The following is a 20,386-nucleotide window of genomic DNA, read 5'->3' on the forward strand; positions in this document are numbered from 1 at the left end:
GCCGCACGTCGAACCGATGACGGGCGCGGGCACCCAGGCCAGCCGCAGTCAGATTTTCGTCTGATTGCATCAAAAACCTAAGTTGGCCCCGGTGATCTTCGGGGCCTATGGTCTTTCTGCGGCCTTTGGCAGATCACCACGCACAGAATGAGCCAGCACATCCACCGATGCGTCATGCGCAGCGGGGAGTTATGGGCGAACGCGCCCCATAGGAAATGCCCGGAAGGCCCCGGCTTGGCGTTGCCGGGGCTTGGCGAAGGGCAGGGATGCCCCTGCCGCTAACAACCGCCTTATCGTGGGTCTGGTTTCAGTAGTTCCAAAGCGTGCCATCTTCCAATCGGACGATCGGATGGCTGCCGGGTTTATAGGAATACCGCGCCACTTCTTTTTCGTCGAAATCCACGCCCAGACCCGGCGCATCGCTGACATAGACCATGCCATTTTCCATGCGGTGCTCAGAGGGGAACAGGGCGTCACATTCGGGCGTGCCCAGAACAAGATATTCCTGAATGCCAAAATTCGGCGCCCATGCGTTCAAGTGGGCTTGCGCCGCCATGCACAGCGGCGAATGGCTGGGTGCGCCGTGGAACCCGGTGCGCACATGATGCAGGCCCGCCAGTTCGACGATGCGTTTGACGTGGGTGATGCCGCCCGCATAGGTGACGGCGACGCGAATGAAATCGATTAGTTCGTTTTCAATCAGCTTGTTACAATCCCAGATCGAATTGAACACCTCACCAATGGCGATGGGAACGGTGGAATGCTGGCGCAGGAATTTCAGGGCGTCCTGATCGTCGGCGGGGGTCGGGTCCTCCAGCCAGTACAGACCGACCGGTTCGACCGCTTTGGCAAACTCGGCGGCTTCGCGCGGCAGCAGGCGATGATGCACGTCGTGCAGAATGTTCAGGTCCGGGCCAAAGCGTGCACGGATCTCGGCCAGTGCGCCGGGCATATACCGCATGTATCGGCCACTATCCCACGTTTCGACCTTGGGCCGAATGCCGCTGAAATCGCTGATGTAATGCTTTCCCTCACCGGGTTTCTCTGGAACGGCGTAGCTTGCACTGGGCATGCCGGGAATGCCACATTGGACCCGAACCGCCTTGTAGCCTTGTTCGACATAATGGGCGATGCTGTCCATCAGGTCTTCCAGATCAGAGCCGGTCGCATGGGCATAGACCATCGCGCCCTCGCGGCTTTTGCCACCAAAGAGCTGATACAGGGGCATATTCGCCAGCTTGCCCTTGATGTCCCACAGCGCCATGTCGATGGCACCATAGGCGGCCATCGCGATTGGACCACGGCGGAAATAGGCGCCGCGATAGAGGTATTGCCAGATGTCTTCGCTGTTGCGTGGGTCCATCCCGATCAGCGCCGGGATCAGATACTCTTGAAGATAGGTGGCCGGCAGGGTTTCACGGTTGTTCAGCGTCGCATCGCCCAAGCCATAAATGCCCTGATCCGTCATGATTTTCAGGGTCACATAGTTTTTGCCGGGCCCGCCGACGAACACTTTTGCATCGGTAATTTTCATGGGAGTGCTTTCTGTTGAAAGAGGGCGGTACGGGCGCTTGGGGTCTGCCTTCGGCCAATGCGGGTCGGATCCGTGCAGACAGGACCATTCCGGTGCCGGTCTTGCGATCCAGTGGCGGAAAACGGGACGGTCCCTGAACGACTCCCTCGGATGGACATTGCTTAGGATACTAGTATCCATAGCGATGCCGCATGGTTTGGCAACCGGGAAGTTCGCCGGGTCCCATCGTACACATCCCGGCCTCGTCAGGGGGTCACAGGCTTGGACCCCATTTGCCAATCATGATGCCTGAATTATCTTCGTCCCGGCGCATGGCAAAGACAGCGGCGTCGGTCATGGAAACTCGGTTTTTGCGCCCCGTCAGCCGATCAAGAAGCGCCGATTGCATCTGGTTGCGCACGCCGTCATAGGCCGGATCGCGGCCCAGATCGCAGAACTCGTCAGGATCGGCCTCCAGATCGAACAATTGTGGCGGGAACCCCCGGAAATAAACGTATTTCCATCGCGCGCTCCGCAGCATGTAGGCCCGGGCATCAGATGGGCCGACGTCCAACGCCTCGCGCACGGCGTAGAAAGCGTAGTCGATTTCCGAAAACACCGAATCGCGCCAATCTGCCGGTGTCTCGCCGCAGATCAGGGGCATCAGGGACCGGCCTTCGAGACGGTGATCCGCCGGCGGCGCGCCAGTGGCATCAAGGAACGTCGGGACAAGATCGATGGCTTCGACCAAGGCGTCGGTGGCGGTGCCGCGGGTTGCGTCGGCTTCAGGGCGGGGATCATAGATGATCAGCGGCACCCGAACCGAGGCTTCGTGGAACAGTTCTTTTTCGCCCATCCAGTGGTCGCCCAAGTAGTCACCATGATCCGAGGTAAAGACGATCATGGTCTCTTGATCCTTGCCGGTCTCTTCCAACATGGCAAACACGCGGCCCAAATGATCGTCGATCTGGGTGATCATGCCCATATAGGCCGGCATCACCACGTCACGGGCGCCGTCCATCGAAAAGGTCTGGCTGACCTCCATGTCCATGAAGGCAGCGTAGACCGGGTTTGGATTCCGGCGCTCGGCCTCGTCGCGGTGGACGGGCAGGAACGTCTCGGGGCCATACATGTCATGATAGGGGGCCGGGGCCATATAGGGCCAATGCGGCTTGATATAACTAAGGTGACAGAGCCAAGGCTGCTCGCCGGTCTCGGCAATAAATTCGAGGGCGCGGTCGGTCATATAGGCGGTCTCGGAATGCTCTTCCTTGACCCGGGCCGGACGGTTTGAATGTTGCAGGTGCCAGCCAGACAACAACGCGCCGTCCGGGCCTTCTGCCGAATTGGCATAATCGTTCCAAGGGTTTTCGCCGCAATAGCCGTGGTCGCGCAGCCAATCGTTATAGCGCAGCTTGCCGCCCTTGTTCCGCAACAGCGGCGTCGGATGCAGGCCGTCATCCCGCTCATAGGATTCGAACCCGGGCTGACTGACGATCATGCCGATCTCGGTCTTAGGGTCGATGCCCAGCCGCGCCATCGCGTCCCGATCCGGCATCATATGGGTCTTTCCGACCACAGCAGTGCGCATGCCCAAGGGCCGCAGATAATCCCCAAGGGTCAGCTCGCCGATGGGCAGCGGCACCCGGTTCCATGTCGCGCCGTGGCTGAACGCAGTACGCCCAGTGTAGCACGACGCCCGCGACGGCCCGCAGACCGGCGATTGCACAAAGGCCCGGTCAAAGCGCAGGCCTTTCGCTGCCAGCTTGTCGATATTGGGCGTCTTCAAGTGCGGATGACCATAGCACCCCAGATAATCCCAGCGCAGTTGGTCTGCCATGATGAACAGGATATTCTTGATCTTGATCTTGGTCATGGGATTACCTCATCAGACCCGGAAGGAAGGTCGCAATGCCGGGCAGCATCAGAACCATTAACAGCGCCAGAACCAGCGCGCCAATATAAGGCAAAACGCCATTGAAAATCGCGCCAAGCCGCACATCCGGCAGCACCGATTTGACCACAAAGACATTCATCCCGATGGGCGGCGTGATCAGGCCAATCTCGGACACCAGAACCACAAGGATCCCGAACCAGATCATATCGACGCCGCTGATCGACAGTGCAGGCAGGAACACCGGCACCAACAAGACCAGAATGCCAATCGATTCAAAGACCATGCCCATAACGATCGCGATCAGGCAGACAAACAGCACCAGATGGAACGGCGACATCTGCCACGCATCGACAAGGTCCAACAGATCATAGGGCAGGCCCGACAGGTTGATGAATTGTGAAAACACGATGGCGCCAAGCAGCACGATAAAGATCGTCGCGGTGGTGGTTGTGGCATCGACAAGGCAGGCGCGCCATTCGGCCAGACTGCGCATATGGCCGCGTAGGAAGGCAATCACCGCCGCGCCGAATGACCCGATCCCGGCGGCCTCGGTCGCCGTGAAGGCTCCGGTGTAAATCCCGCCCAGAACCACCAGAAACAGGATCAAAACCGGCATGGTGCCGCGCACCGCTTGCTTGTGCCGTGCGGCATCCAGCGGCGGGGCTGGCGGAGCGGAGGCCGGGTTGCGGCGCACGGTGATCCCGACCGCGATCATGAACAAGGTGACCAGCAACAGTCCCGGCAAAATCCCGGCGATGAACAGCAGACCGATATCCTGCTCGGCGATCAACCCATAGATCACCAGTGGCACAGAGGGCGGGATCATGATCCCCAACGTGCCGCCAGCGGCAATAGTCCCCGCCGCAAGCTGATCGGAATATTTATAGTGGCGCATGGGCGGCATTGCGACCTTGGCCATAGTGGCCGCGGTGGCCAGCGTTGATCCGCAGACCGACGAAAACCCGCCCGCCGCCAGCACCGTGGCCAGCGCGAGCCCGCCGCGAAACCGCCCAAGTGCGCCATAAGCCGCATCATAAAGATCGCTGCTGATCCGGGCATGGACAATGAACACGCCCATCAGAATGAATAGCGGGATCACGCTGAGATTGTAGTTCATGCTGTCGTGAAAGACCTGCTGACCGACCATGGCCAGCGATGGCCCAATGCCGCGGATATAGGCAAAACCAAGAAAGCCAACGATAAGGGTCGCAAATCCGACACGAAACCCCAAGAAACACAGGGTGAGCAGCAGGGCGAAGCCCACCAGCGCGATAGCCATTAAAGGGTCTCCGGGGTTGGGTCTGAGGAGGGTGGTTTGCCGACAATCAGGCCCAGAACCTGACACAGGACACTAAGCGCAGCTAAGGCGGCGACACTGCCTGAAATCCATGGCAGCGGCCATTCTAGAACGATGGTTGTCGATCCGCGGTGGGCCGCTTCACTGGCCTGGTTGAACAGGACATAGACGATCAGGCACATGGTCAGGATCGAAAAGCCCTGTACGAGGATGTCATACAGGCGGGGCGCAAGCTGGCGCACCCTGCCATCGACCAGTTCAACCACCACGTGCTTATCTTGGGCATTGGCAAGTCCAAGGCCAAGAAAAATCACCAGCGCCAGCATGGTGCTGATCATTTCAGTTGCGCCAAAGATCGGCGCGCCGAACACATATCTGCCGACCACATCGACAAAGGTGAGAAGCATCATGCCGGCAAGCACCAGACTCGCAAGGACTTCGAGTGTTTGAACGATGCGGGTCAGGATAATTGCCGCCATGATCTTACTCCATCTAACTGGGGAAACGGACGATCACTCGGCCAGTTGCGCTTGGTAGAAACCCAACGCGGCTTGCGCATCGATGCCGGTCGCGGTTGCATCCGCAATCCAGCCTTCGGTGACGAAAGCAGACGCATCGACCAGAGCGGCCTCAAATGCCGGGTCCGCCTGAACCACGGTCAATCCAGCCTCTGGATAGGCCGCCTCGGCCACGGCGGCGGCGGCGTTCCAGCGCGCCCCGAAAGATGCGCCCAACACGTCGCCGGAGATGCTCATGATCGCTTCTTGATCTTCGGGGGAAATGCTGGCCCAGGTATTGGCGTTCATCACCACTGAGAAGGACGTGGTGTAAACCGCAGCCTCAAATGCGGTGTTGGATTTGGTGTAGGGCATCAACTGGAACGCCTGAAGCGCCTGCGGGTCCAGCCCGATATGGCCGTCGACCACCCCGCGCGAGATGATCTCGCTTGCCGCAACCGCCGGGGTCGAGACGACACCGGACCCCAGTTGCTTGAGGATCTCGGCCAATGGCCCCGGCAGCGCCCACATCTTGCGCGCCGTCAGATCCGCAATCGACGTAATCGGCGCCGAGGTCTGGCTGTACAACTCGCCCGGTGAAATCACGAACTGCGACAGCAACTGCACGCTGTCAAACTCGTCCGGGAAATAGGCGCGGTTGGTTGCCCACAGCGCCCGGGACATCTGCTCGGCGTCATGTGTGCCGATGAACGGCTGCATCGCCACCAGTGGGCCTTGTACGCGATTGGCGATCAAGCCGTTAAACTGCACGGCCACATCGACGATGCCATTTTCCACCGAGGACAGTTGATCCGGTGGCGGCGCAACCGAATTGGGCGGGATGTTGCCCTTCACCCGGCCATCGGTCACCCGCTCAACCTCATCCAGCCAACCGGGCAGGATTTCGCTACAGGCAAAATGGCTCGACGGCCAAAAGCAATTGACCAACAGGCGGGTATTGGCCGAAGCGGTGTTTGCGCCGACCAGAAGCGCAGCGATCGCAACAGTTGTTCTCAGTGTCATTGGTGTTCTCCTCCCAGAGATGTGGAACGTTGATGCTTAGAACGCCACGCGATCGCCGCCCTTCAGCGCAAGGATGTCGCGGGCTTCGTCTGGGGTTGCGACCTCGCAGCCAAGGTCTTCGACAATCCGGCGGATCTTGGTGACCTGCGCTGCGTTGCTTTCAGCCAGTTTGCCCCGCGACAGAAACAGGCTGTCTTCCAGCCCGACCCGCACATTGCCGCCCATCTGGCTGGCGGTGGTGGCAAGCGGCATTTGCGCGCCGCCTGCACCCAGCACCGACCAGCGATAATCGGTGCCGAACAGCCGGTCGGCGGTGCGCTTCATGAAGACCAAATTGTCGACCTCAGGGCCAATGCCACCAAGAATGCCAAAGATGAACTGGATAAAGACCGGGGCTTTGAACAGCCCGATATCCATGCAGAATTTCAGGTTATAGAGATGGCCGACATCATAGCATTCATGTTCGAACTTGATGTCATGCGGGGCCAGCGTATCGGCGGCTTCCTTGATGTCGCGGAACGTATTGCGGAAGATGTTGCCGTCCGAATTCTTGACGTAATCCTTTTCCCAGTCAAACTTCCAATCGTCGTCGCTGTAGCGGTTGGCAAGCGGATGGAACGAAAAATTCATTGACCCCATGTTCAGCGAACACATTTCAGGGCTGAAGGTTTTTGCCGGGGTGATCCGATCCTGAATCGACAGACTAAGCGAACCCCCGGTCGAGATGTTGATCACCGCATCGGTCGCCTGTTTGACCCGTGGCAAGAAGGGCGAGAAATCCGCGATATCGACCGAAGGCGCGCCGGTCTCAGGATTGCGTGCGTGCAGGTGCAAGATCGACGCGCCAGCCTCGGCAGCCTCAATCGCCTGTTTGGCGATGTCATCATAGGTATAGGGCAGGGAGTCTGACATCGTTGGGGTATGAATGGCCCCGGTGATTGCGCAGGTGATGATTGTTTTCTGGCGTGCCATGGTCAGGCTCCTTTTTGGTCGTCGCGGGTGCTGTCGGGGCGCACAACGCGATACCCGAGCGGAAAGAGTTGAAGGTTGAACCGGTCTTTGATCAGGCCCCAGATGCCCTTGGGCGCCTTCAGCATGATCACGATGGCGACCAGCCCCAGAACCATCAGATAGATCGTCCCGAGATCGGCCAGCGTCTCGCGCAGGGCAAAGAACACCAAGGTGCCGATGATCGGACCCTCAATGGTGCCAATGCCGCCGATGACGACGATAAAGATCACGAACGCGGTCCAGTCATTGACGCTGAATGCGGCGTCGGGCGAGATCCGAAGCTTTTGCAGAAAGATCAACGCGCCGACCATGGCGGTCATCGCAGAGGTCACGATATAGACCAGAAACTTGGTGCGGAAGATGTCGATACCAAGGCTGCGCGCCGCCAGTTCGTTGTCACGGATCGCGGTCAGGGCAAGCCCGTTGCGCGACCGCAGAAACAGGTAGACCGCGGCGACCACCAGAACGGCCATGCCCAGTGCCAGCCAATAGCTTAGCGCCTCACGCGCGTCGCGGCCATCGGCCATGGCGCGAACGATGTTTGCGGGCAACGACGTCCCGGATCCGCCGCCAAGCGCGGACACTTGGGCAAAGCTCAGGCGGAAAACCTCGGCCATCACCCATGTGCCGATGGCGAAATAGGCCCCGCGCAACCGAAAGATCAGTGCCGCCACCGGAACCGAGATCGCCGCCCCCAACAGGCCCGCAATCGCAATTGCTACCACCGGGTTTAACCCGCCAAAGATCGTCAACGCGAACAACATGTAGCCGCCGAACCCGACATAGGCCTGCTGGCCTACGGACACCAATCCGGCATATCCGGCCATCAGGTTCCACAAGCTTGCCAGCGCGAGATACAAGAATACCTCACCCATCAAGCGCATATCGGCGCGGCCTGCCCACCACGGGGCGGCGATCAGGATCAGCAGGATGATCAGGCCAAGCAGCCCCGCCAACCGGGAGGCGTTGGATCCGCGCGTGACGCGATAGCCTTGCACGCTCATGCCGACACCCGTGGGAACAGACCATTGGGACGCACCGCAAGGATCAGAAGAAAGACGATGTGGCCCGCCAATATTTGCCAGCCGGGATCGATCTTGGCCCCGACGGTCTGCGCGACCCCCAAGATGACGCCACCCGCCAACGTGCCCCACAGATTGCCAAGGCCGCCGATGATCACCGCTTCAAACCCGAAGATTAGCCGCCCGCCGCCGATGGACGGATCAAAGCTGGTGCGGATACCCAGAAAAATCCCGCCAATCGCGGTGACTGCCAGCGCCAGTGCCATGGCCAGACCAAAGATGTGCCGTTTGTTCAGCCCCATCAGTTGGGCGATGTCCTGATTGTCAGAAACCGCCCGGAACGACCGACCAAGCGCGGTGTGGTAGAACATCCACTGCAATCCGGCGATCACCCCGACAGCGACAACGAATGTCAAGATCGGCAGCAGGCCCAGCGACAAGCTTCCGACCGACACGCTGGCCGTTTCCAAGGCGCCGCCGTTCATCTTTTGCGGATCGGCGGAATAGCCTTCCAAAAGCACGTTTTGGATGATGACCGACAGACCGAACGTAACCAGAAGCGGCGGCAAAAGATCATCGCCCAGCGTGTGGTTCAGGATGCCCCGTTGCAGGACATAGCCAATGGCGGCCATCATTGGGATCACCAGCACAAGCGCCAGAAGCGGATGCACGCCAAGCGCGACCGAGGTGGTCAGCCCAAGATAGGCCGCCATAACGATCAGATCGCCATGAGCAATATTGACCAGTCGCATGACCCCAAAGATCAGCGACAACCCGGCGGCAAACAACGCATAGAGCCCGCCCAGCAATGCCCCTTGAATGACAGCGTTTACCCAGTCCATGTCATGCGATCCCGAAATAGGCGCGACTGATGTCGTCGCGCGATACAGTTGCAGAGTCACCTTCCAGCGAGACTCGGCCTTCTTGCAGGCAATAGACGCGGCTCGATACCGACAACGCCTTGCTGATGTCTTGCTCGACGATGACCGCGCTCATACCGCCGCCAACGATGCCGGGCAGGGCGGCGTAAATGTCCCGGATGATAATCGGCGCAAGGCCAAGGCTGATCTCGTCGAACAGGATCAGGTCCGGATTGGCCATCAGCGCCCGACCGATAGCCACCATCTGTTGCTGCCCGCCGGACAACGAGGTTGAGGCCTGATGCCGCCGGTCTTGCAAGATCGGAAACAACTCATAGACTTTGGACAAGGACCACGGGCCAGCCCGTTTGACGCGCCCACCGATCAGCAGGTTTTCCTCGACCGACAGTGACGGGAAAAGCTGCCGGCCTTCGGGGACAAGGGCGATGCCAAGACTGGCCACCTGATCGGCCCGCAACGCACCAATGGGCGTGCCGCGATACCGGATTTGCGCTGCCCCGTTGGACATCAGGCCTGAGATCGAGCGCAGCAATGTGGTCTTGCCCGCGCCGTTCGATCCGATGATCGCCAGCACCTCGCCGGGGGCAAGTGTCAGGTTCAGCCCATAGAGCGCCTGAAAATCGCCGTAATGGGCATCCAGCCCACGGATGTCGAGAATGGGCTCAGGCATCAATTTCAATCCCCAGATAGATTTCCTGCACGTCGCGGCTGGCCATGACAGTTTTGGGATCGCCCTCGGCGATCTTCTTGCCGAAATCGATAACGATCAGCCGATCGACAACCGCCAGCAAGGCATGCACCACATGCTCGATCCAGATGATCGACACGCCGGATGCGTGAATGTCTTTGATGGTGCGGACCAGCGATGTGCATTCCGCCTCGGTCAGTCCGCCGGCGATTTCATCCAGCAACAGCAGCTTGGGCTTGGCACAAAGCGCCCGGGTCATTTCCAGCCGCTTGCGATCAAGCAGCGTCAGTTTGCCGGCCAGCGTATTGGCTTTGGCCAACAGCTCGGTCTGGTCCAGCACCTCAAGGCAAAGGCGCTCTGCCGCCGCGCCGGAGAGGCCCGCCGCCTGCGTTGCGGCCACCATCGCGTTCTCGAATACCGTCAGGCCAGAGAACGGTTGCGGCACCTGAAAGCTGCGCGCGATCCCGGCGCGGCTGCGGGTAGCGGCCGATTGGCCGGTGACATCGCGGCCATCGAACTGCACCCGGCCACTGTCGGGCATCAACGTGCCGGTAATCAGGTTGAACATGGAGGTCTTGCCCGCACCGTTCGGTCCGATCACGCCCAGCGCTTCGCCTTGCGCCAAGGTAAAACTTTGATTGTCCGCAACGGTGACCGCGCCGAAGGACTTGGCCACGTTGTCCAATTTCAAAATCGTCGACATTTCGGTCCTCGGAGGTTGTGACGCGGGCACCGGAACGGCCGGTGCCCGCCGACGATCAGTTGAGCAGGACCAATTCACCGGTCAGCGGGATCTCAGGGGCCAAGGCGTTCGCCACGATCTTCAGATCGAAACCGTCGCCGTCATTTTGCCATTGTCCAGCCACCAGCGGGGTCTTTGTGACGTTGTTGATCGGACCGGTTGCCCAATCCACGTTCCCGACAATGGTGTTGAGGTTGGTCGTGGCAATCGCCTCGACGATGGCTTCGGGGTCTTCCAGATCAGAGGCGCGTTGGATCACGTCGGCCACCACTTCAAACAGCGCGTGTTTGAACCCGATGGGTTGGGTCCAAGGCCGCCCCGTCGCGAGCGTATATCCCTCCGCCAATTCCCGGGCACTGGCCCCGGTCAGCGACGACGCGAACGGATGGTTCGGCGACCACCAGACTTCAGACGACAGGCCATTGCCCCGGGCCCCAAGGCTGTCGATGACCGATGGGAACAACAGCGCCTTGCCGATGGTGACAATCTTGGGGTTGAAGCCTTGCTGGGCTGCCTGGCTCCAGAAGGTGGCAAAGTCCGGCGGGATCATGTTGCCGGTGACAATCTCACATCCAGCCGCCTTGAATGCCGCGATCTGGTTGCTGAAATCATCCGACAATGGCTGATACCGGCCCGGATCGATCAGCGTATAGCCCGCCGCTGCCAGCGGTGTCGGCAAGCCAAGCTCGGCGTCGCCCCATGCGTTGCCGTCGGCGTCGTTCGGGAACAGGCCGCCGACCGTCTTAGGCACGCCCGATCCGTCCCACATATCAAGGAACGCGCCGATGACATCCTCAAGACCCCAGAAGAAGTGATAGGTAGACCGGAATCCTTCGCCCGGAATGCCGTTGCGGCCAAAGAAATAAGGCTGCCACGGGCAATCCGTGGTGAGGCAGGGTACGTCGTTAATCTCGGCCTGATCCGCGACCGGGTTCACCGTATCGGGGGTTGAGGCGGCAACGATGATATCAACCTCATCACCAAGGATCAGGTCCGCGGCCACCTCGGCGGCGCGGTTCGGGTTCGACTGGCTGTCCTTCGAGATGATCTCGACCGTCCAGGTCTTGCCGTTATTGTCCAGTCCGGCGGCAAAGGCCTCTTGAATGGCGCTGAGGACGTAATCGTCCGCCTCGGCGAAGCCCGCCAGCGGGCCTGTGCGCGGACTGACATGGCCGATGCGCAGGGTCGGGGTAGCGGCATAGGCGCGTGTGCTGCGCAGGATCGCCGGGGCGGCGATCAGGGCGGTTGCCCCGGTTAAAAAGCTGCGGCGCGATGGATATGTTATCTTCATCTCTCTCTCCTCCCAGAAAGTGGCACCTTGTGGCGGTGCCTGCGTTAGTCGTGCAGAATCCCTTCAAGCCGGGTCAAGTGTCGCGCGACCCGGGCACGAACCTCATCGGCCTCTTCCGGGGTCCATGTGCGGAACCCTTCCCCTGATTTCATGCCCAGCCGTCCCTCCGTGACAAGCTGTTGCAAATAGGGCGAGGGGCCTTGTCGGCTTTCAAGGTCGAACAGGACGTTCTCATGAATATCCAGCGTCAGGTCCGTGCCGACGAGATCGGCGTTCTCTAGCGGGCCAAGCACTGCCAGTCTGCGGCCAAAACTGGATTTGATGACCGTATCGACAGCGGCGGCATCACAGATTCCGTTTTCGACCAGACTGATCGCCTCGCGCCAAAGCGCGTGTTGCAGGCGGTTGCCAATGAACCCCGGCACATCCTTTTCGACCATCACCGGCGTCTTGCCGGCGTCAGCCAGCAGTGCCAGCATCCGATCGGCCACAGCGGCGTCGGTCCACTCGGTCTTGATCACCTCGACGAGGGGGATCATGTGCGGCGGGTTCCACCAATGGGTGCCAAGGGCGCGGTGGCGACCGGAAAGCCCGTCCATGATCTTGGTGATCTGGATGACCGAGGTGTTGGACGCAAGGATCGCTTCGGCTGGCGCAGACGCCTCGATCTCAGCAAAGATCGCCTGCTTCAGCGCCAGTTTTTCAGGCGCGGCTTCAAACACGACATCCGCTTTACCCACTGCCGCCTCGACCGTGGCGCTAAGGGTAACGTTTGCCAGCGCTGCGCCGGTCTCAGCATCTGACGCCCCCAACGCTTTCAGGCTGGCCGAGATGCGGGCAGGGGCGCTGTGTAGGGTGTCGTCATGCGGGTCGGTAAGAGTGACACTGTGCCCGGCCCGTGCCAGCGTCAGGGCAATGCCGTGCCCCATTAGCCCGGCGCCGATCACGGCGATCTGAAGGTGCGTGTCCATGGATCAACCCGCCGTATAGCCGCCATCGGCGTATAGAATGTGCCCGGTGTAGAAATCGCTGGCCTTCGAGACGAGAAACAGCAGCGGCCCGGCAAGGTCTTCGGGTTCGCCCAGACGGCCCTTGGGCACGCGTGCCAGAAATCCGGCGCGCACTGCCGCAGCCTTTTCGGTGTCTTCAAACATCCAAGCGGTCAGGGGCGAGCGGAATACCGTCGGCGCAATGGCGTTCACCGTAATGCCGGTCGCACCAAGTTCACAGCCAAGCGCCTTGACCATGCCATCTGTCGCCGCCTTTGAGGCGCAATAGGCAGTATAGCCTGCCGGATGACCCAGAAGCCCGCGTGCCGAAGACACCAGAACGATCTTGCCGCCATGGCCCTGCGCTTTCATCTGACCGGCGGCGGCCCGGGCCAAAAGCCAGCTTTGGGTGACGTTGGCATCCATGACCGAGGTGAAGGTCTCTGGCGTCATGTCGTTGATCAGCGCCACTTTGTTCATGCCCGACGCCACAACCAGAATGTCGAGCTTGCCATAGGCCGCGATCGCCTGTGCCACCAGATCGGCGCAGATGTCTTCGTCGGTGGGGCGGGTGTTGATCGCCGTGACCTCGGCCCCCATGCCGCGGCATACTTCCGCGATATCCGTGAGGGCGGCTTGGTTGCCTGCGACCAGAACCAGCTTACAGCCAGCGCCTGCCAGAATTCGGGCCGCGACCATGCCGAAGGCCCCAGAGGCGCCAGTGATCAGCGCCACCTGATCTTTCACCTCGAACATGGAAAGGGGGTTTGCCATTGCAGTCATGTCTTTGGCCTCCGTTCAGGTTGTCGAGGGGTAGGGGATAACGACGAGCATCTTGCAGACATCGTTGCTGCGGTTCTCGATCTTGCGCACTTCTATCGGGGGGATGGTGCAGCTGTCGTACTTGCGCAGAACGGTTTCGACGCCGTCGACGATCACGGTCATTTCGCCCTCAAGAACGATATAGACCTTCTCGAACGGGGTTGAATCCGGCCCTGCGCCGCCACCGGGCAGAAACTGACTGAAGCCGATCCACTGGTTCTTTGGACCGTTGTCCTCAAAACCCTGTAACCGCAGACCGTGACAGCCGAAATGGTTCACAGCGTTGTATGGCTGTGCGTCCTGAAATCGCTTCAGGTGCATGGTATCTCCTCCCTTGATCACCCCGGTTGGAAGACCGGCCACCCCTCCTCGGGCGGCCGGTCAACGGGTCTTTAGAACTCGGCGCCGTCGTCGATGCGGAAGTTCTGGCTTTTGTCGATCATCGCCACGAGCCGGATGATGCAGCCATCGCCACGGTCCCAGTTCCATGGGAAGAACGCGAAGGTGCAACGTTTTCCGGTAACCGCATCCAGATCGCCGCCGACGTTTTCGATGCCGAGAATGCCATTCTTGAACAGGATCTGGTGCACCGGTTCCCATTTCGGGAAGGCGTCTTTCCAATCCACGCCGCCGGACCATTCCTTGTACTCTTCTTCCAGATGCGGCAGCAGCGGACCGTTGCGCTGTGGGCCGATCGCGGTGGCCAGCGGGTGGTCATTGGCCTGCGTATCGTGGCCGACAACCTTGATGCCTTTTTCGACCATCCATTCGCCGGCCGTTTCCACGAAGCCGGGGCAATAGGCGAAATAATCACCGTCCTCGTAGTCGTGATGCCAGCCGGTATTGATGATCAGGACATCGTTTTTGCGGATGACATGGCCACATGCCTTTTCCAGATCCTCGCCGGTGATCGGCTCCCATTTCTTTTTGGGCAAGCTGACCACGATGCCGGTGCCAAAGAAATGTGGCAGCGGCACTTCATCGATAAACGGCGTGCCCTGAACCACATGTGCAGGGGCGTCGATATGGGTGGTGGCATGCATGGTTGTGGTGATGCGTTGGCTCAGCACACCGGATTTGGCCATGTAATGGATCCGCTCGATTTTCGTGTCCTGAAAATACGGCCAGTTCGGGTTCTGAAAGCCGAAGCGGTGGCTTAGATTATAGAACTCGAGCCCCATGTCATTGTCGGTGTTTCCCTGAAACTCGATCCCGCGCACTTTGACCATTGGATACATCCCCTTGTTCGCCCGAAAGGCGTCTTTGCGTCCTGAAATTGCAGAGAAGCTCCTCCCCTCTAGCCCGTATAGTGATACATACCCACCGCATCGCGGTCAATAAAGACTTCACTTATGGTTGCTTTGCACCGCATTGCGGTACATAAGGTAAGAAATCTCAAACAAAGACGTGTTCCTGCAAACAGAGGCCCAGACGTGAATGGTTGACATGGTAGAGAAAACAGATCGGTCCGGCATTCAGGTCATCGCCCGCGCTGCGGCCATCCTGCGGGTTCTGAAAGATCACCGCTCAGGGCTGAGCCTTGGCCAGATCGCTGCGGCCGTCAGTCTGCCCCGATCCACCGTGCAAAGAATCACCGGCGCATTGGCGACCGAAGGGCTGATCATCAGTGATCCTTCGGGGGGCGGCTTGCGGCTGGGGCCGGAACTGGGTTCCTTGGCCGAGGCCGCCAATTACAGCATTGTCGAACGGTGCCGCCTTCTGTTGACCGAAATCACGAATCAAACCGGCGAGACCACTGACCTTGCGGTGGTGCGCGGCGAGGGGATGGTGTTCCTCGATCAGGTGCCCGGCCTGCATCGGTTGCGCACGGTCTCGTCCGTCGGGGACGTGTTCCCGCTGACGTCGACCGCCAATGGCCGCGCCTGCCTTGCGATGATGCCTGAAAGTGACGCCTTGCAGCTTGCGACCCAAGAATGGCGCCGCAGTGGGCAGCATGGGGATTTGGCTGATCTGCGGGCACTTCTGGCCATCATCCGCCAAACCGGGCTAGCCTATGATACCGACGAACACAGTCAGGGGATCTCTGCGATTGGCTTCGCGTTTCAAGATTGGAGCGGCAGTTACTACGCGATCTCGGTTCCGGTGCCGTCCACACGATTTCCCGAGGTACGTGAGGATGTTAAAGGCGCGCTCCTGCGGGCCAGAAAAAACGTGGCCGACGTCTTTGGAACAGCGGTTCAATAACAGGTCAGCCGCATGGCAGCGTCGGTGAGCAGCCTGTCAGCGCCCCTATATCACGCGCTGCCCGTCGCAGATGCGATGGTGGTCAGGGTGTCGGCGGAATACTTTCTGGGACTGGTCGTCATGCGATACACAGGGTGTATGGCGGAGGGACAGAATGCGGAGAATGGGGCTCAGTCGCCCCCGTAAACCCCCACAGGTTGCCTCGCAAAGCTCTGTATTCATATAGTTTTTATTCCTGATGCCGTCATGCGGCCCCAGCTTGCTCTGTGGCAGGCCAATGCCGTTTTGCACCCTGTTCTGGCGCTCGGGCGCAGGAGAAACAAGTATGTTGACGGTGAAGCAGATCGAAGCTGCGCAGTATGGAAAATCGCCCATGCGTCTGTCGGATGGCAATGGGTTGTATGTGCGCCTCAACAAAGGCGGCAGCAAGATCTTTCAGTTGCGCATGACCTGCGCGGGGCGCAGCTGAATGGATCAGCCTTGGCGGTTACCCGGAGATGTCTTTGCGCGATGCGCGGGTGCGGGCGGCGTTGAAGCGGGCCGCAATTCTCGACCCTGATACGCCACGCTTGATAGGGGCGGCACTGACGCCCGATCTGCCTGAACCGGGTCCGCAGGTGCCGCTGTTTCGCGATTTCGCCAAGGTCTGGTTTGACCGTACGAAGCAGGGGCTGTCCAACGGCAAGCCCATCCAGCAGAACTGGACCACGCTCACGACCTACGTGTTCCAATAACTGAGAAGGATGCCGCTCGACGAGATCAAGCAACGCCATGTGATCGCTGTCTTTGACCCGATCTGGCGGCTCAAGCATGAGACCGCCAAGCGGACGCTGGGCCGGTGCGAGAGGTCTTTGAACTGGCCCGACTGCTGGAGCATGTTGGGGCCAACCCGGCCGACTTCAATCAGCAGATCGCCTTTGGCCGCGTGATCAAAGAGACCCGCCACCAGCCCGCGCTGGACTGGCCCCGCGCGCCTGAGCTCTGGGCATGGCTGCTGCGGCACGATGTCGAGGAAGACGTGCGCCACGTGATGATGGCGATGGTTCTGAGCGGCAAGCGCACCAAGGAGATGCGGCTGCTCGAATGGGGGTGATCTCGATGTCGCCTCGCGGATCTGGACCAGCCAGGGCGAACACATGAAACGACGGCGTGCGCATCGCGTCCCGATCAGCGATCAGCTGGCCGTGATCTTCGAGAACATGCGCCTTCTGACGGGGGATGAGAAATGCGTCTTTGCCCGTCCCCGCAACAAGTCCGGGGTGCTGGACGAGAACCGCGCTTTGCGGGAGTTCAAGCTGTTCGATCCCGCGATCACCGGGCATGGGATGCGGACAACGTTCCGGACGTGGATGCGCAAAACCGGCAGCTATCCCCATGACGTTATGGAAACCGCGTTGTCGCACGAGAAGGATCAGCTGGTGCAGGCCGACATGCGCGACGACCTGCTCGAAGAGCGGCGCCCGGTGATGCAGGACTGGGCCGACTACTTGACGGGTGGCCAGATGCCGCCGCGCTTGCGCGACCAGCTGTAGCCGACCCTGCGGGCGGCCTGGACCCAGCCGCAGGGCATAGGACCGGGCCGTCTGCAGGTCAGTCATTTCCGGAGAAGTAGTCCACGAGCTCCAGGCCACGGATGTAGCCCTCGACCTCGTGCTGGAGCCAGCGGATGCTGCGCGTGCCGAGGCGGCGCGGCTGCGGAAACCGCTCGTCGTTGACCATCAGCCGTTCCAGCGTGGACTCGCTGATGCCAAGCATATCGATGACCGCCCAGCGGTCGATCAGGCGGAATTTCTGTTCAGTGTCAAAGGGCATATCGAAACCTCCTATGGTCATGCCGTAGGAGTCATATGTTGAACACCCGGTGTTTCACCAATCAGAACAGGAGGTTATCCCCAAAGTTTGGGAGAACCGGGAATGGTTCCGGATAGCGAGTCTGGGGGTTTCGAAAGGGGGGCGCAGCGATCCCCCTTCGCCGGAAAGGCGTAACAGTGACCCGGAGGGCAGTGTTACGCCTAGTAGGTTAAACGATACCGCCAAACCTTCGGTCATTCCGGGAAAACTCGGCCCCAATTTCGTTTTGGATTTTCACCGATCCCGCCGAGTCTTTCCGCATGAAACATGTGATATTCGAAACACCGGCAAAATCCGCAAAAGCCAACCCCTTGGCTGTTTCTGTCCGCATCAAGGCGCGCACCATGAGCCAAGCTCGGGGGCAGCACAGGCATGATTTCAGGATCGGACCACAGCCACAATACGTTGACGACAGGCGCAGCGACCTGAACCGGTGCTTGCTGGAGTTGCGCCCGCTGACCGAAATCTGGGATGACAACGCCGCCCTGAGACAAGAGCGAGGGGTGACACGGGCGATGAAATCCAACGCCGTTGTGACATCCGGGATCATCACTTTCGGGCATCAGGCGGCGGAGTTGTTCGGAGAGCTCACGCCCGACCAGCAAGATGCAGCGTTCCGGGAACTGGCGCAGGCCATTGCGGTCCGACTAAATACCTGCCTTGAATCTCTGGTCGTTCACCTCGACGAGACCACGCTCCACACGCATTTCATGATCCGGTCCTATACTGACGACGGCCACCCGGTCAGCAATATCACCGGCAAGCGCACGAAGAGCGAACTTCAGGACATCGCGGCGGAGGTCATGCAGCGCTACCATCCCGGCATCCAGCGGGATCACCGCAAGACGGATCGTCTGGCGGCCGGGGCGGATTTTGCTGACACGTTGCATCGCAGTGTGAAGCAGTTGCACCGGGACCTGCCCGAAGAAATCGCGGAAAAGGAGGCCCGTCTCGAGGCACTTCGGCGCGAGGCCTCAGAACTGGAAGAGTCTGCCGCGAACACACGGCGTCACATGGAGAAACTGACCAGAAAAAGCGCGCTCAACGAAAAGGAGGAGAAGAGGCTGCAGGTCTATGCGGCCCGCTCGTCCAAAAAGGAGGAGGAGATGGCAGAGGTCGCGGCCCGGACGGCGCAGAGCCAGCAGGACCTCGCTGCAGCGCAGGAAGCGCTGGCAGGCAGACAGCACAAGCTGGCGCAAGACGAGATCGCGTCGCTCAAGAACGGAAGAACGTGGATGCAGATCGGGCGGACGCCGCGACAAAGCGGGCTGAGGCCAAGGTGACAAAACAACGGGCGCTTCAGGCAATCGATCAGGCAAGGACGTTGCAGGAAGAATGCGTGGCCGGGATCAAGGCCGTGGAAAGCGTCGTGGGGGAGATCGCGACTGGCACCATGCGTGTTGACCCGAACACCGGCAAGGTCCGCCTGGATAAACTCCCAGTTGTTTGGGCCGCCCCAAAGCCGCTGCGGGACCGCTTGATGGAAGGCGCAGTGCGGCTGGTGCGAAGGATCCACGAAACCGAAACCCGCAGCAGCGCTCTGGACCGGATGATGGAGCGGGTGCAGGCTTGGCTGAGGCGCGACGACCTGACCGAAACCGCGAGAGAGGAAGGGGAAGAACTGCACCGGGATGGCCCCGGCGGATTGGGGTGATCCGACACACCAAGGATCGGGCGGGGAGCGGGCCCGCGGGGGCGGCGTGGGGCGGCAACTGCAGCAAGACTCGCATAGCGGGCCTCATCGGGCTCACAGCTATTCAAGTCTCGCCCTCTCGACTCTGGCGAGAGGGGCAACCTTCGCGTTACCGGACACGAGGATCGGCTGTACCCTGATATCGATCTCTCCAAAGTCGGCACCGTAGGAAATACTGGACGGTGTGATCGGCCCTGTCCGGAAATTGGCATGCCGATTGGATGCCGCGTTGCAGCTTCACGAGACCGGCCATTCAATCACGGCGCAGCATTTTCGAAGGACGAGTGACGGCAGAGCCGGACTTTGTGGTCATTCGCTGCGGCAGCGCCAATGTCGGCTTTGAAATGAGTCAACGGTTTGCAGCAATCAGACACCCCAAGTTCGACAGCAAAACGAGTAAGTAATTGATATCGTTATAGCCGAATGGGCCAAAATGTAACTACACGAGCATGATCAGGCGGGTTTTGGCAGATTCAGGGTGTCGAATAGCTCCAGTTGTTGAGGGCTTGGGGTGGTGATGCCTTCGAGCTTGCGGTCCGCGATCTTGGCGTCATGGCGATGAATGCGGGCGAGCAGGTCGAGCGCGGTGCGGGGGCTCGCGGAATGACCGCTGGCCTTCAGGCGCATGCGCATGATCCGGTAGAGCACGAGGGCGAGGAAGCAGATCAGCGCGTGGGCGCGAATGCGATCGGGTAACCGGTGATGGACGGGCGCGATCTCGATATCGGATTTCAACACCCGGAAGCCGCGCTCGATGTCGGCGAGTGCCTTGTATCGGGCGACGGCGTCCTCAGGTGTGAGGTCGGTGGCGTTGGTGATCAGCGCGAGTTTGCCATCGAAGAGTTCCGCCCGGGCGATGGCGTCATCGTCGACGCTCCAGCTGAACCGGTCGGCCTGCAGATCTGCCTTGAGGAAACGGGTCAGCTCAGCCTCGGCCACGGCGCGGGTGAAGCGGCTGTAGGCG

The 20,386-nt window shown here is 60.3% G+C and carries 24 protein-coding genes and 1 pseudogene; 8 read left to right on the forward strand and 17 right to left on the reverse strand.

What is annotated here, in order from left to right; genetic code table 11:
- Positions 1–307: 307 nt before the first annotated feature.
- From manD to BV911_RS07035, 15 genes are all read right to left on the reverse strand, one after another.
- Positions 308–1,534 carry a D-mannonate dehydratase ManD gene (gene manD / locus BV911_RS06965; RefSeq protein WP_086052877.1) on the reverse strand — a complete coding sequence of 409 codons (1,227 nt, stop codon included), beginning with the start codon at positions 1,532–1,534 and terminating at the stop codon, positions 308–310.
- Between the two features lie 253 nt (positions 1,535–1,787).
- On the reverse strand, positions 1,788–3,389 hold the full coding sequence (locus BV911_RS06970; protein WP_086052878.1) for an alkaline phosphatase family protein: 1,602 nt from the start codon (positions 3,387–3,389) through the stop codon (positions 1,788–1,790).
- 4 nt (positions 3,390–3,393) lie between these two features.
- Positions 3,394–4,689, reverse strand: a complete 1,296-nt coding sequence (locus BV911_RS06975) for a TRAP transporter large permease (protein WP_086052879.1) — start codon at positions 4,687–4,689, stop codon at positions 3,394–3,396.
- On the reverse strand, positions 4,689–5,186 hold the full coding sequence (locus BV911_RS06980) for a TRAP transporter small permease (RefSeq protein WP_086052880.1): 498 nt from the start codon (positions 5,184–5,186) through the stop codon (positions 4,689–4,691). The genes BV911_RS06975 and BV911_RS06980 overlap by 1 nt, the downstream gene beginning before the upstream one ends.
- 33 nt (positions 5,187–5,219) lie before the next feature.
- The gene (dctP, locus tag BV911_RS06985) at positions 5,220–6,227 is read right to left on the reverse strand and encodes a TRAP transporter substrate-binding protein DctP (protein WP_086052881.1); all 1,008 of its coding nucleotides are present in this window, start codon (positions 6,225–6,227) and stop codon (positions 5,220–5,222) included.
- Positions 6,228–6,263: 36 nt separating this feature from the next.
- Positions 6,264–7,199 carry a 3-keto-5-aminohexanoate cleavage protein gene (locus BV911_RS06990; RefSeq protein ID WP_086052882.1) on the reverse strand — a complete coding sequence of 312 codons (936 nt, stop codon included), beginning with the start codon at positions 7,197–7,199 and terminating at the stop codon, positions 6,264–6,266.
- A gap of 2 nt (positions 7,200–7,201) precedes the next feature.
- Positions 7,202–8,242, reverse strand: a complete 1,041-nt coding sequence (locus tag BV911_RS06995; RefSeq protein WP_086052883.1) for a branched-chain amino acid ABC transporter permease — start codon at positions 8,240–8,242, stop codon at positions 7,202–7,204.
- Positions 8,239–9,102, reverse strand: coding sequence for a branched-chain amino acid ABC transporter permease (locus BV911_RS07000; protein ID WP_086052884.1), 864 nt, complete (start codon positions 9,100–9,102; stop codon positions 8,239–8,241). The genes BV911_RS06995 and BV911_RS07000 overlap by 4 nt, the downstream gene beginning before the upstream one ends.
- A gap of 1 nt (position 9,103) precedes the next feature.
- Positions 9,104–9,811: an ABC transporter ATP-binding protein gene (locus BV911_RS07005; RefSeq protein WP_086052885.1), complete on the reverse strand. Its 708-nt coding sequence runs from the start codon at positions 9,809–9,811 to the stop codon at positions 9,104–9,106.
- Positions 9,804–10,532 (reverse strand): ABC transporter ATP-binding protein, encoded by a 729-nt coding sequence (locus tag BV911_RS07010; protein ID WP_086052886.1) that lies wholly within the window; start codon positions 10,530–10,532, stop codon positions 9,804–9,806. Before BV911_RS07010 ends, BV911_RS07005 begins: the two co-directional genes overlap by 8 nt.
- Before the next feature lie 55 nt (positions 10,533–10,587).
- Positions 10,588–11,862 carry an ABC transporter substrate-binding protein gene (locus BV911_RS07015; protein ID WP_086052887.1) on the reverse strand — a complete coding sequence of 425 codons (1,275 nt, stop codon included), beginning with the start codon at positions 11,860–11,862 and terminating at the stop codon, positions 10,588–10,590.
- A gap of 44 nt (positions 11,863–11,906) precedes the next feature.
- A complete protein-coding gene (locus tag BV911_RS07020; protein WP_086052888.1) occupies positions 11,907–12,833 on the reverse strand; it encodes a 3-hydroxyacyl-CoA dehydrogenase family protein in 927 nt (308 codons plus the stop codon).
- A 3-nt stretch (positions 12,834–12,836) separates the two neighbouring features.
- Entirely contained in the window at positions 12,837–13,625 is a 789-nt protein-coding gene (locus BV911_RS07025) for an SDR family NAD(P)-dependent oxidoreductase (protein ID WP_240512175.1), read from the reverse strand.
- Positions 13,626–13,649: 24 nt separating this feature from the next.
- Positions 13,650–13,994 (reverse strand): cupin domain-containing protein, encoded by a 345-nt coding sequence (locus BV911_RS07030; RefSeq protein ID WP_086052890.1) that lies wholly within the window; start codon positions 13,992–13,994, stop codon positions 13,650–13,652.
- Positions 13,995–14,065: 71 nt separating this feature from the next.
- On the reverse strand, positions 14,066–14,902 hold the full coding sequence (locus BV911_RS07035; protein ID WP_205963811.1) for a cyclase family protein: 837 nt from the start codon (positions 14,900–14,902) through the stop codon (positions 14,066–14,068).
- A 217-nt stretch (positions 14,903–15,119) separates the two neighbouring features.
- Between BV911_RS07035 and BV911_RS07040 the strand changes: the two genes are divergently transcribed.
- The 6 genes and pseudogenes from BV911_RS07040 to BV911_RS07055 all read left to right on the forward strand — a co-directional run bounded on the left by BV911_RS07040 (position 15,120) and on the right by BV911_RS07055 (position 17,410).
- Positions 15,120–15,878 (forward strand): IclR family transcriptional regulator, encoded by a 759-nt coding sequence (locus BV911_RS07040; RefSeq protein WP_205963812.1) that lies wholly within the window; start codon positions 15,120–15,122, stop codon positions 15,876–15,878.
- A gap of 325 nt (positions 15,879–16,203) precedes the next feature.
- Positions 16,204–16,347: an Arm DNA-binding domain-containing protein gene (locus BV911_RS19150; RefSeq protein WP_139840048.1), complete on the forward strand. Its 144-nt coding sequence runs from the start codon at positions 16,204–16,206 to the stop codon at positions 16,345–16,347.
- Between the two features lie 28 nt (positions 16,348–16,375).
- Complete coding sequence (locus BV911_RS07045) at positions 16,376–16,612, forward strand: hypothetical protein (protein WP_086052892.1); 237 nt, start codon at positions 16,376–16,378, stop codon at positions 16,610–16,612.
- A 9-nt stretch (positions 16,613–16,621) separates the two neighbouring features.
- Positions 16,622–16,681, forward strand: a pseudogene (locus BV911_RS20360) (hypothetical protein); the annotation flags it as partial.
- Between the two features lie 35 nt (positions 16,682–16,716).
- Complete coding sequence (locus BV911_RS07050; protein WP_086052893.1) at positions 16,717–16,971, forward strand: hypothetical protein; 255 nt, start codon at positions 16,717–16,719, stop codon at positions 16,969–16,971.
- Positions 16,972–17,014: 43 nt separating this feature from the next.
- Positions 17,015–17,410: a hypothetical protein gene (locus BV911_RS07055; protein WP_168184007.1), complete on the forward strand. Its 396-nt coding sequence runs from the start codon at positions 17,015–17,017 to the stop codon at positions 17,408–17,410.
- Between the two features lie 58 nt (positions 17,411–17,468).
- Here BV911_RS07055 and BV911_RS07060 read toward each other — a convergent pair whose 3' ends face one another.
- Positions 17,469–17,690, reverse strand: a complete 222-nt coding sequence (locus BV911_RS07060; protein WP_168184008.1) for an AlpA family transcriptional regulator — start codon at positions 17,688–17,690, stop codon at positions 17,469–17,471.
- A 350-nt stretch (positions 17,691–18,040) separates the two neighbouring features.
- Here BV911_RS07060 and BV911_RS07065 point away from each other — a divergent pair, with 350 nt between their 5' ends.
- Both BV911_RS07065 and BV911_RS07070 read left to right on the forward strand, forming a co-directional pair.
- The gene (locus BV911_RS07065; protein ID WP_168184009.1) at positions 18,041–19,012 is read left to right on the forward strand and encodes a plasmid recombination protein; all 972 of its coding nucleotides are present in this window, start codon (positions 18,041–18,043) and stop codon (positions 19,010–19,012) included.
- Positions 19,009–19,383 (forward strand): hypothetical protein, encoded by a 375-nt coding sequence (locus tag BV911_RS07070; RefSeq protein ID WP_086052897.1) that lies wholly within the window; start codon positions 19,009–19,011, stop codon positions 19,381–19,383. Before BV911_RS07065 ends, BV911_RS07070 begins: the two co-directional genes overlap by 4 nt.
- A gap of 492 nt (positions 19,384–19,875) precedes the next feature.
- Here the strand turns inward: BV911_RS07070 and BV911_RS07075 are convergent.
- A partial coding sequence (locus tag BV911_RS07075) for an IS1634 family transposase (RefSeq protein WP_139840050.1) occupies positions 19,876–20,386 on the reverse strand: 511 nt, incomplete at its 5' end.

The sequence above is a fragment of the Pseudoruegeria sp. SK021 genome (assembly GCF_002119405.1).
GTDB lineage: Bacteria > Pseudomonadota > Alphaproteobacteria > Rhodobacterales > Rhodobacteraceae > Meridianimarinicoccus.

Excerpts from the sequence above, each read along its gene's own strand:
- BV911_RS07025 (WP_240512175.1), bottom strand. The coding sequence starts at position 13,625 with ATGGCAAACCCCCTTTCCATGTTCGAGGTGAAAGATCAGGTGGCGCTG.
- BV911_RS06975 (WP_086052879.1), bottom strand. The coding sequence starts at position 4,689 with ATGGCTATCGCGCTGGTGGGCTTCGCCCTGCTGCTCACCCTGTGTTTC.
- BV911_RS07035 (WP_205963811.1), bottom strand. The coding sequence starts at position 14,902 with ATGGTCAAAGTGCGCGGGATCGAGTTTCAGGGAAACACCGACAATGAC.
- BV911_RS06970 (WP_086052878.1), bottom strand. The coding sequence starts at position 3,389 with ATGACCAAGATCAAGATCAAGAATATCCTGTTCATCATGGCAGACCAA.
- manD (WP_086052877.1), bottom strand. The coding sequence starts at position 1,534 with ATGAAAATTACCGATGCAAAAGTGTTCGTCGGCGGGCCCGGCAAAAAC.
- BV911_RS06990 (WP_086052882.1), bottom strand. The coding sequence starts at position 7,199 with ATGGCACGCCAGAAAACAATCATCACCTGCGCAATCACCGGGGCCATT.
- BV911_RS07005 (WP_086052885.1), bottom strand. The coding sequence starts at position 9,811 with ATGCCTGAGCCCATTCTCGACATCCGTGGGCTGGATGCCCATTACGGC.
- BV911_RS07030 (WP_086052890.1), bottom strand. The coding sequence starts at position 13,994 with ATGCACCTGAAGCGATTTCAGGACGCACAGCCATACAACGCTGTGAAC.
- BV911_RS07020 (WP_086052888.1), bottom strand. The coding sequence starts at position 12,833 with ATGGACACGCACCTTCAGATCGCCGTGATCGGCGCCGGGCTAATGGGG.
- BV911_RS07060 (WP_168184008.1), bottom strand. The coding sequence starts at position 17,690 with ATGCCCTTTGACACTGAACAGAAATTCCGCCTGATCGACCGCTGGGCG.
- BV911_RS07000 (WP_086052884.1), bottom strand. The coding sequence starts at position 9,102 with ATGGACTGGGTAAACGCTGTCATTCAAGGGGCATTGCTGGGCGGGCTC.
- BV911_RS07055 (WP_168184007.1), top strand. The coding sequence starts at position 17,015 with ATGAAACGACGGCGTGCGCATCGCGTCCCGATCAGCGATCAGCTGGCC.
- dctP (WP_086052881.1), bottom strand. The coding sequence starts at position 6,227 with ATGACACTGAGAACAACTGTTGCGATCGCTGCGCTTCTGGTCGGCGCA.
- BV911_RS07040 (WP_205963812.1), top strand. The coding sequence starts at position 15,120 with ATGGTAGAGAAAACAGATCGGTCCGGCATTCAGGTCATCGCCCGCGCT.
- BV911_RS07010 (WP_086052886.1), bottom strand. The coding sequence starts at position 10,532 with ATGTCGACGATTTTGAAATTGGACAACGTGGCCAAGTCCTTCGGCGCG.
- BV911_RS07045 (WP_086052892.1), top strand. The coding sequence starts at position 16,376 with ATGTCTTTGCGCGATGCGCGGGTGCGGGCGGCGTTGAAGCGGGCCGCA.
- BV911_RS19150 (WP_139840048.1), top strand. The coding sequence starts at position 16,204 with ATGTTGACGGTGAAGCAGATCGAAGCTGCGCAGTATGGAAAATCGCCC.
- BV911_RS07015 (WP_086052887.1), bottom strand. The coding sequence starts at position 11,862 with ATGAAGATAACATATCCATCGCGCCGCAGCTTTTTAACCGGGGCAACC.
- BV911_RS06980 (WP_086052880.1), bottom strand. The coding sequence starts at position 5,186 with ATGGCGGCAATTATCCTGACCCGCATCGTTCAAACACTCGAAGTCCTT.
- BV911_RS06995 (WP_086052883.1), bottom strand. The coding sequence starts at position 8,242 with ATGAGCGTGCAAGGCTATCGCGTCACGCGCGGATCCAACGCCTCCCGG.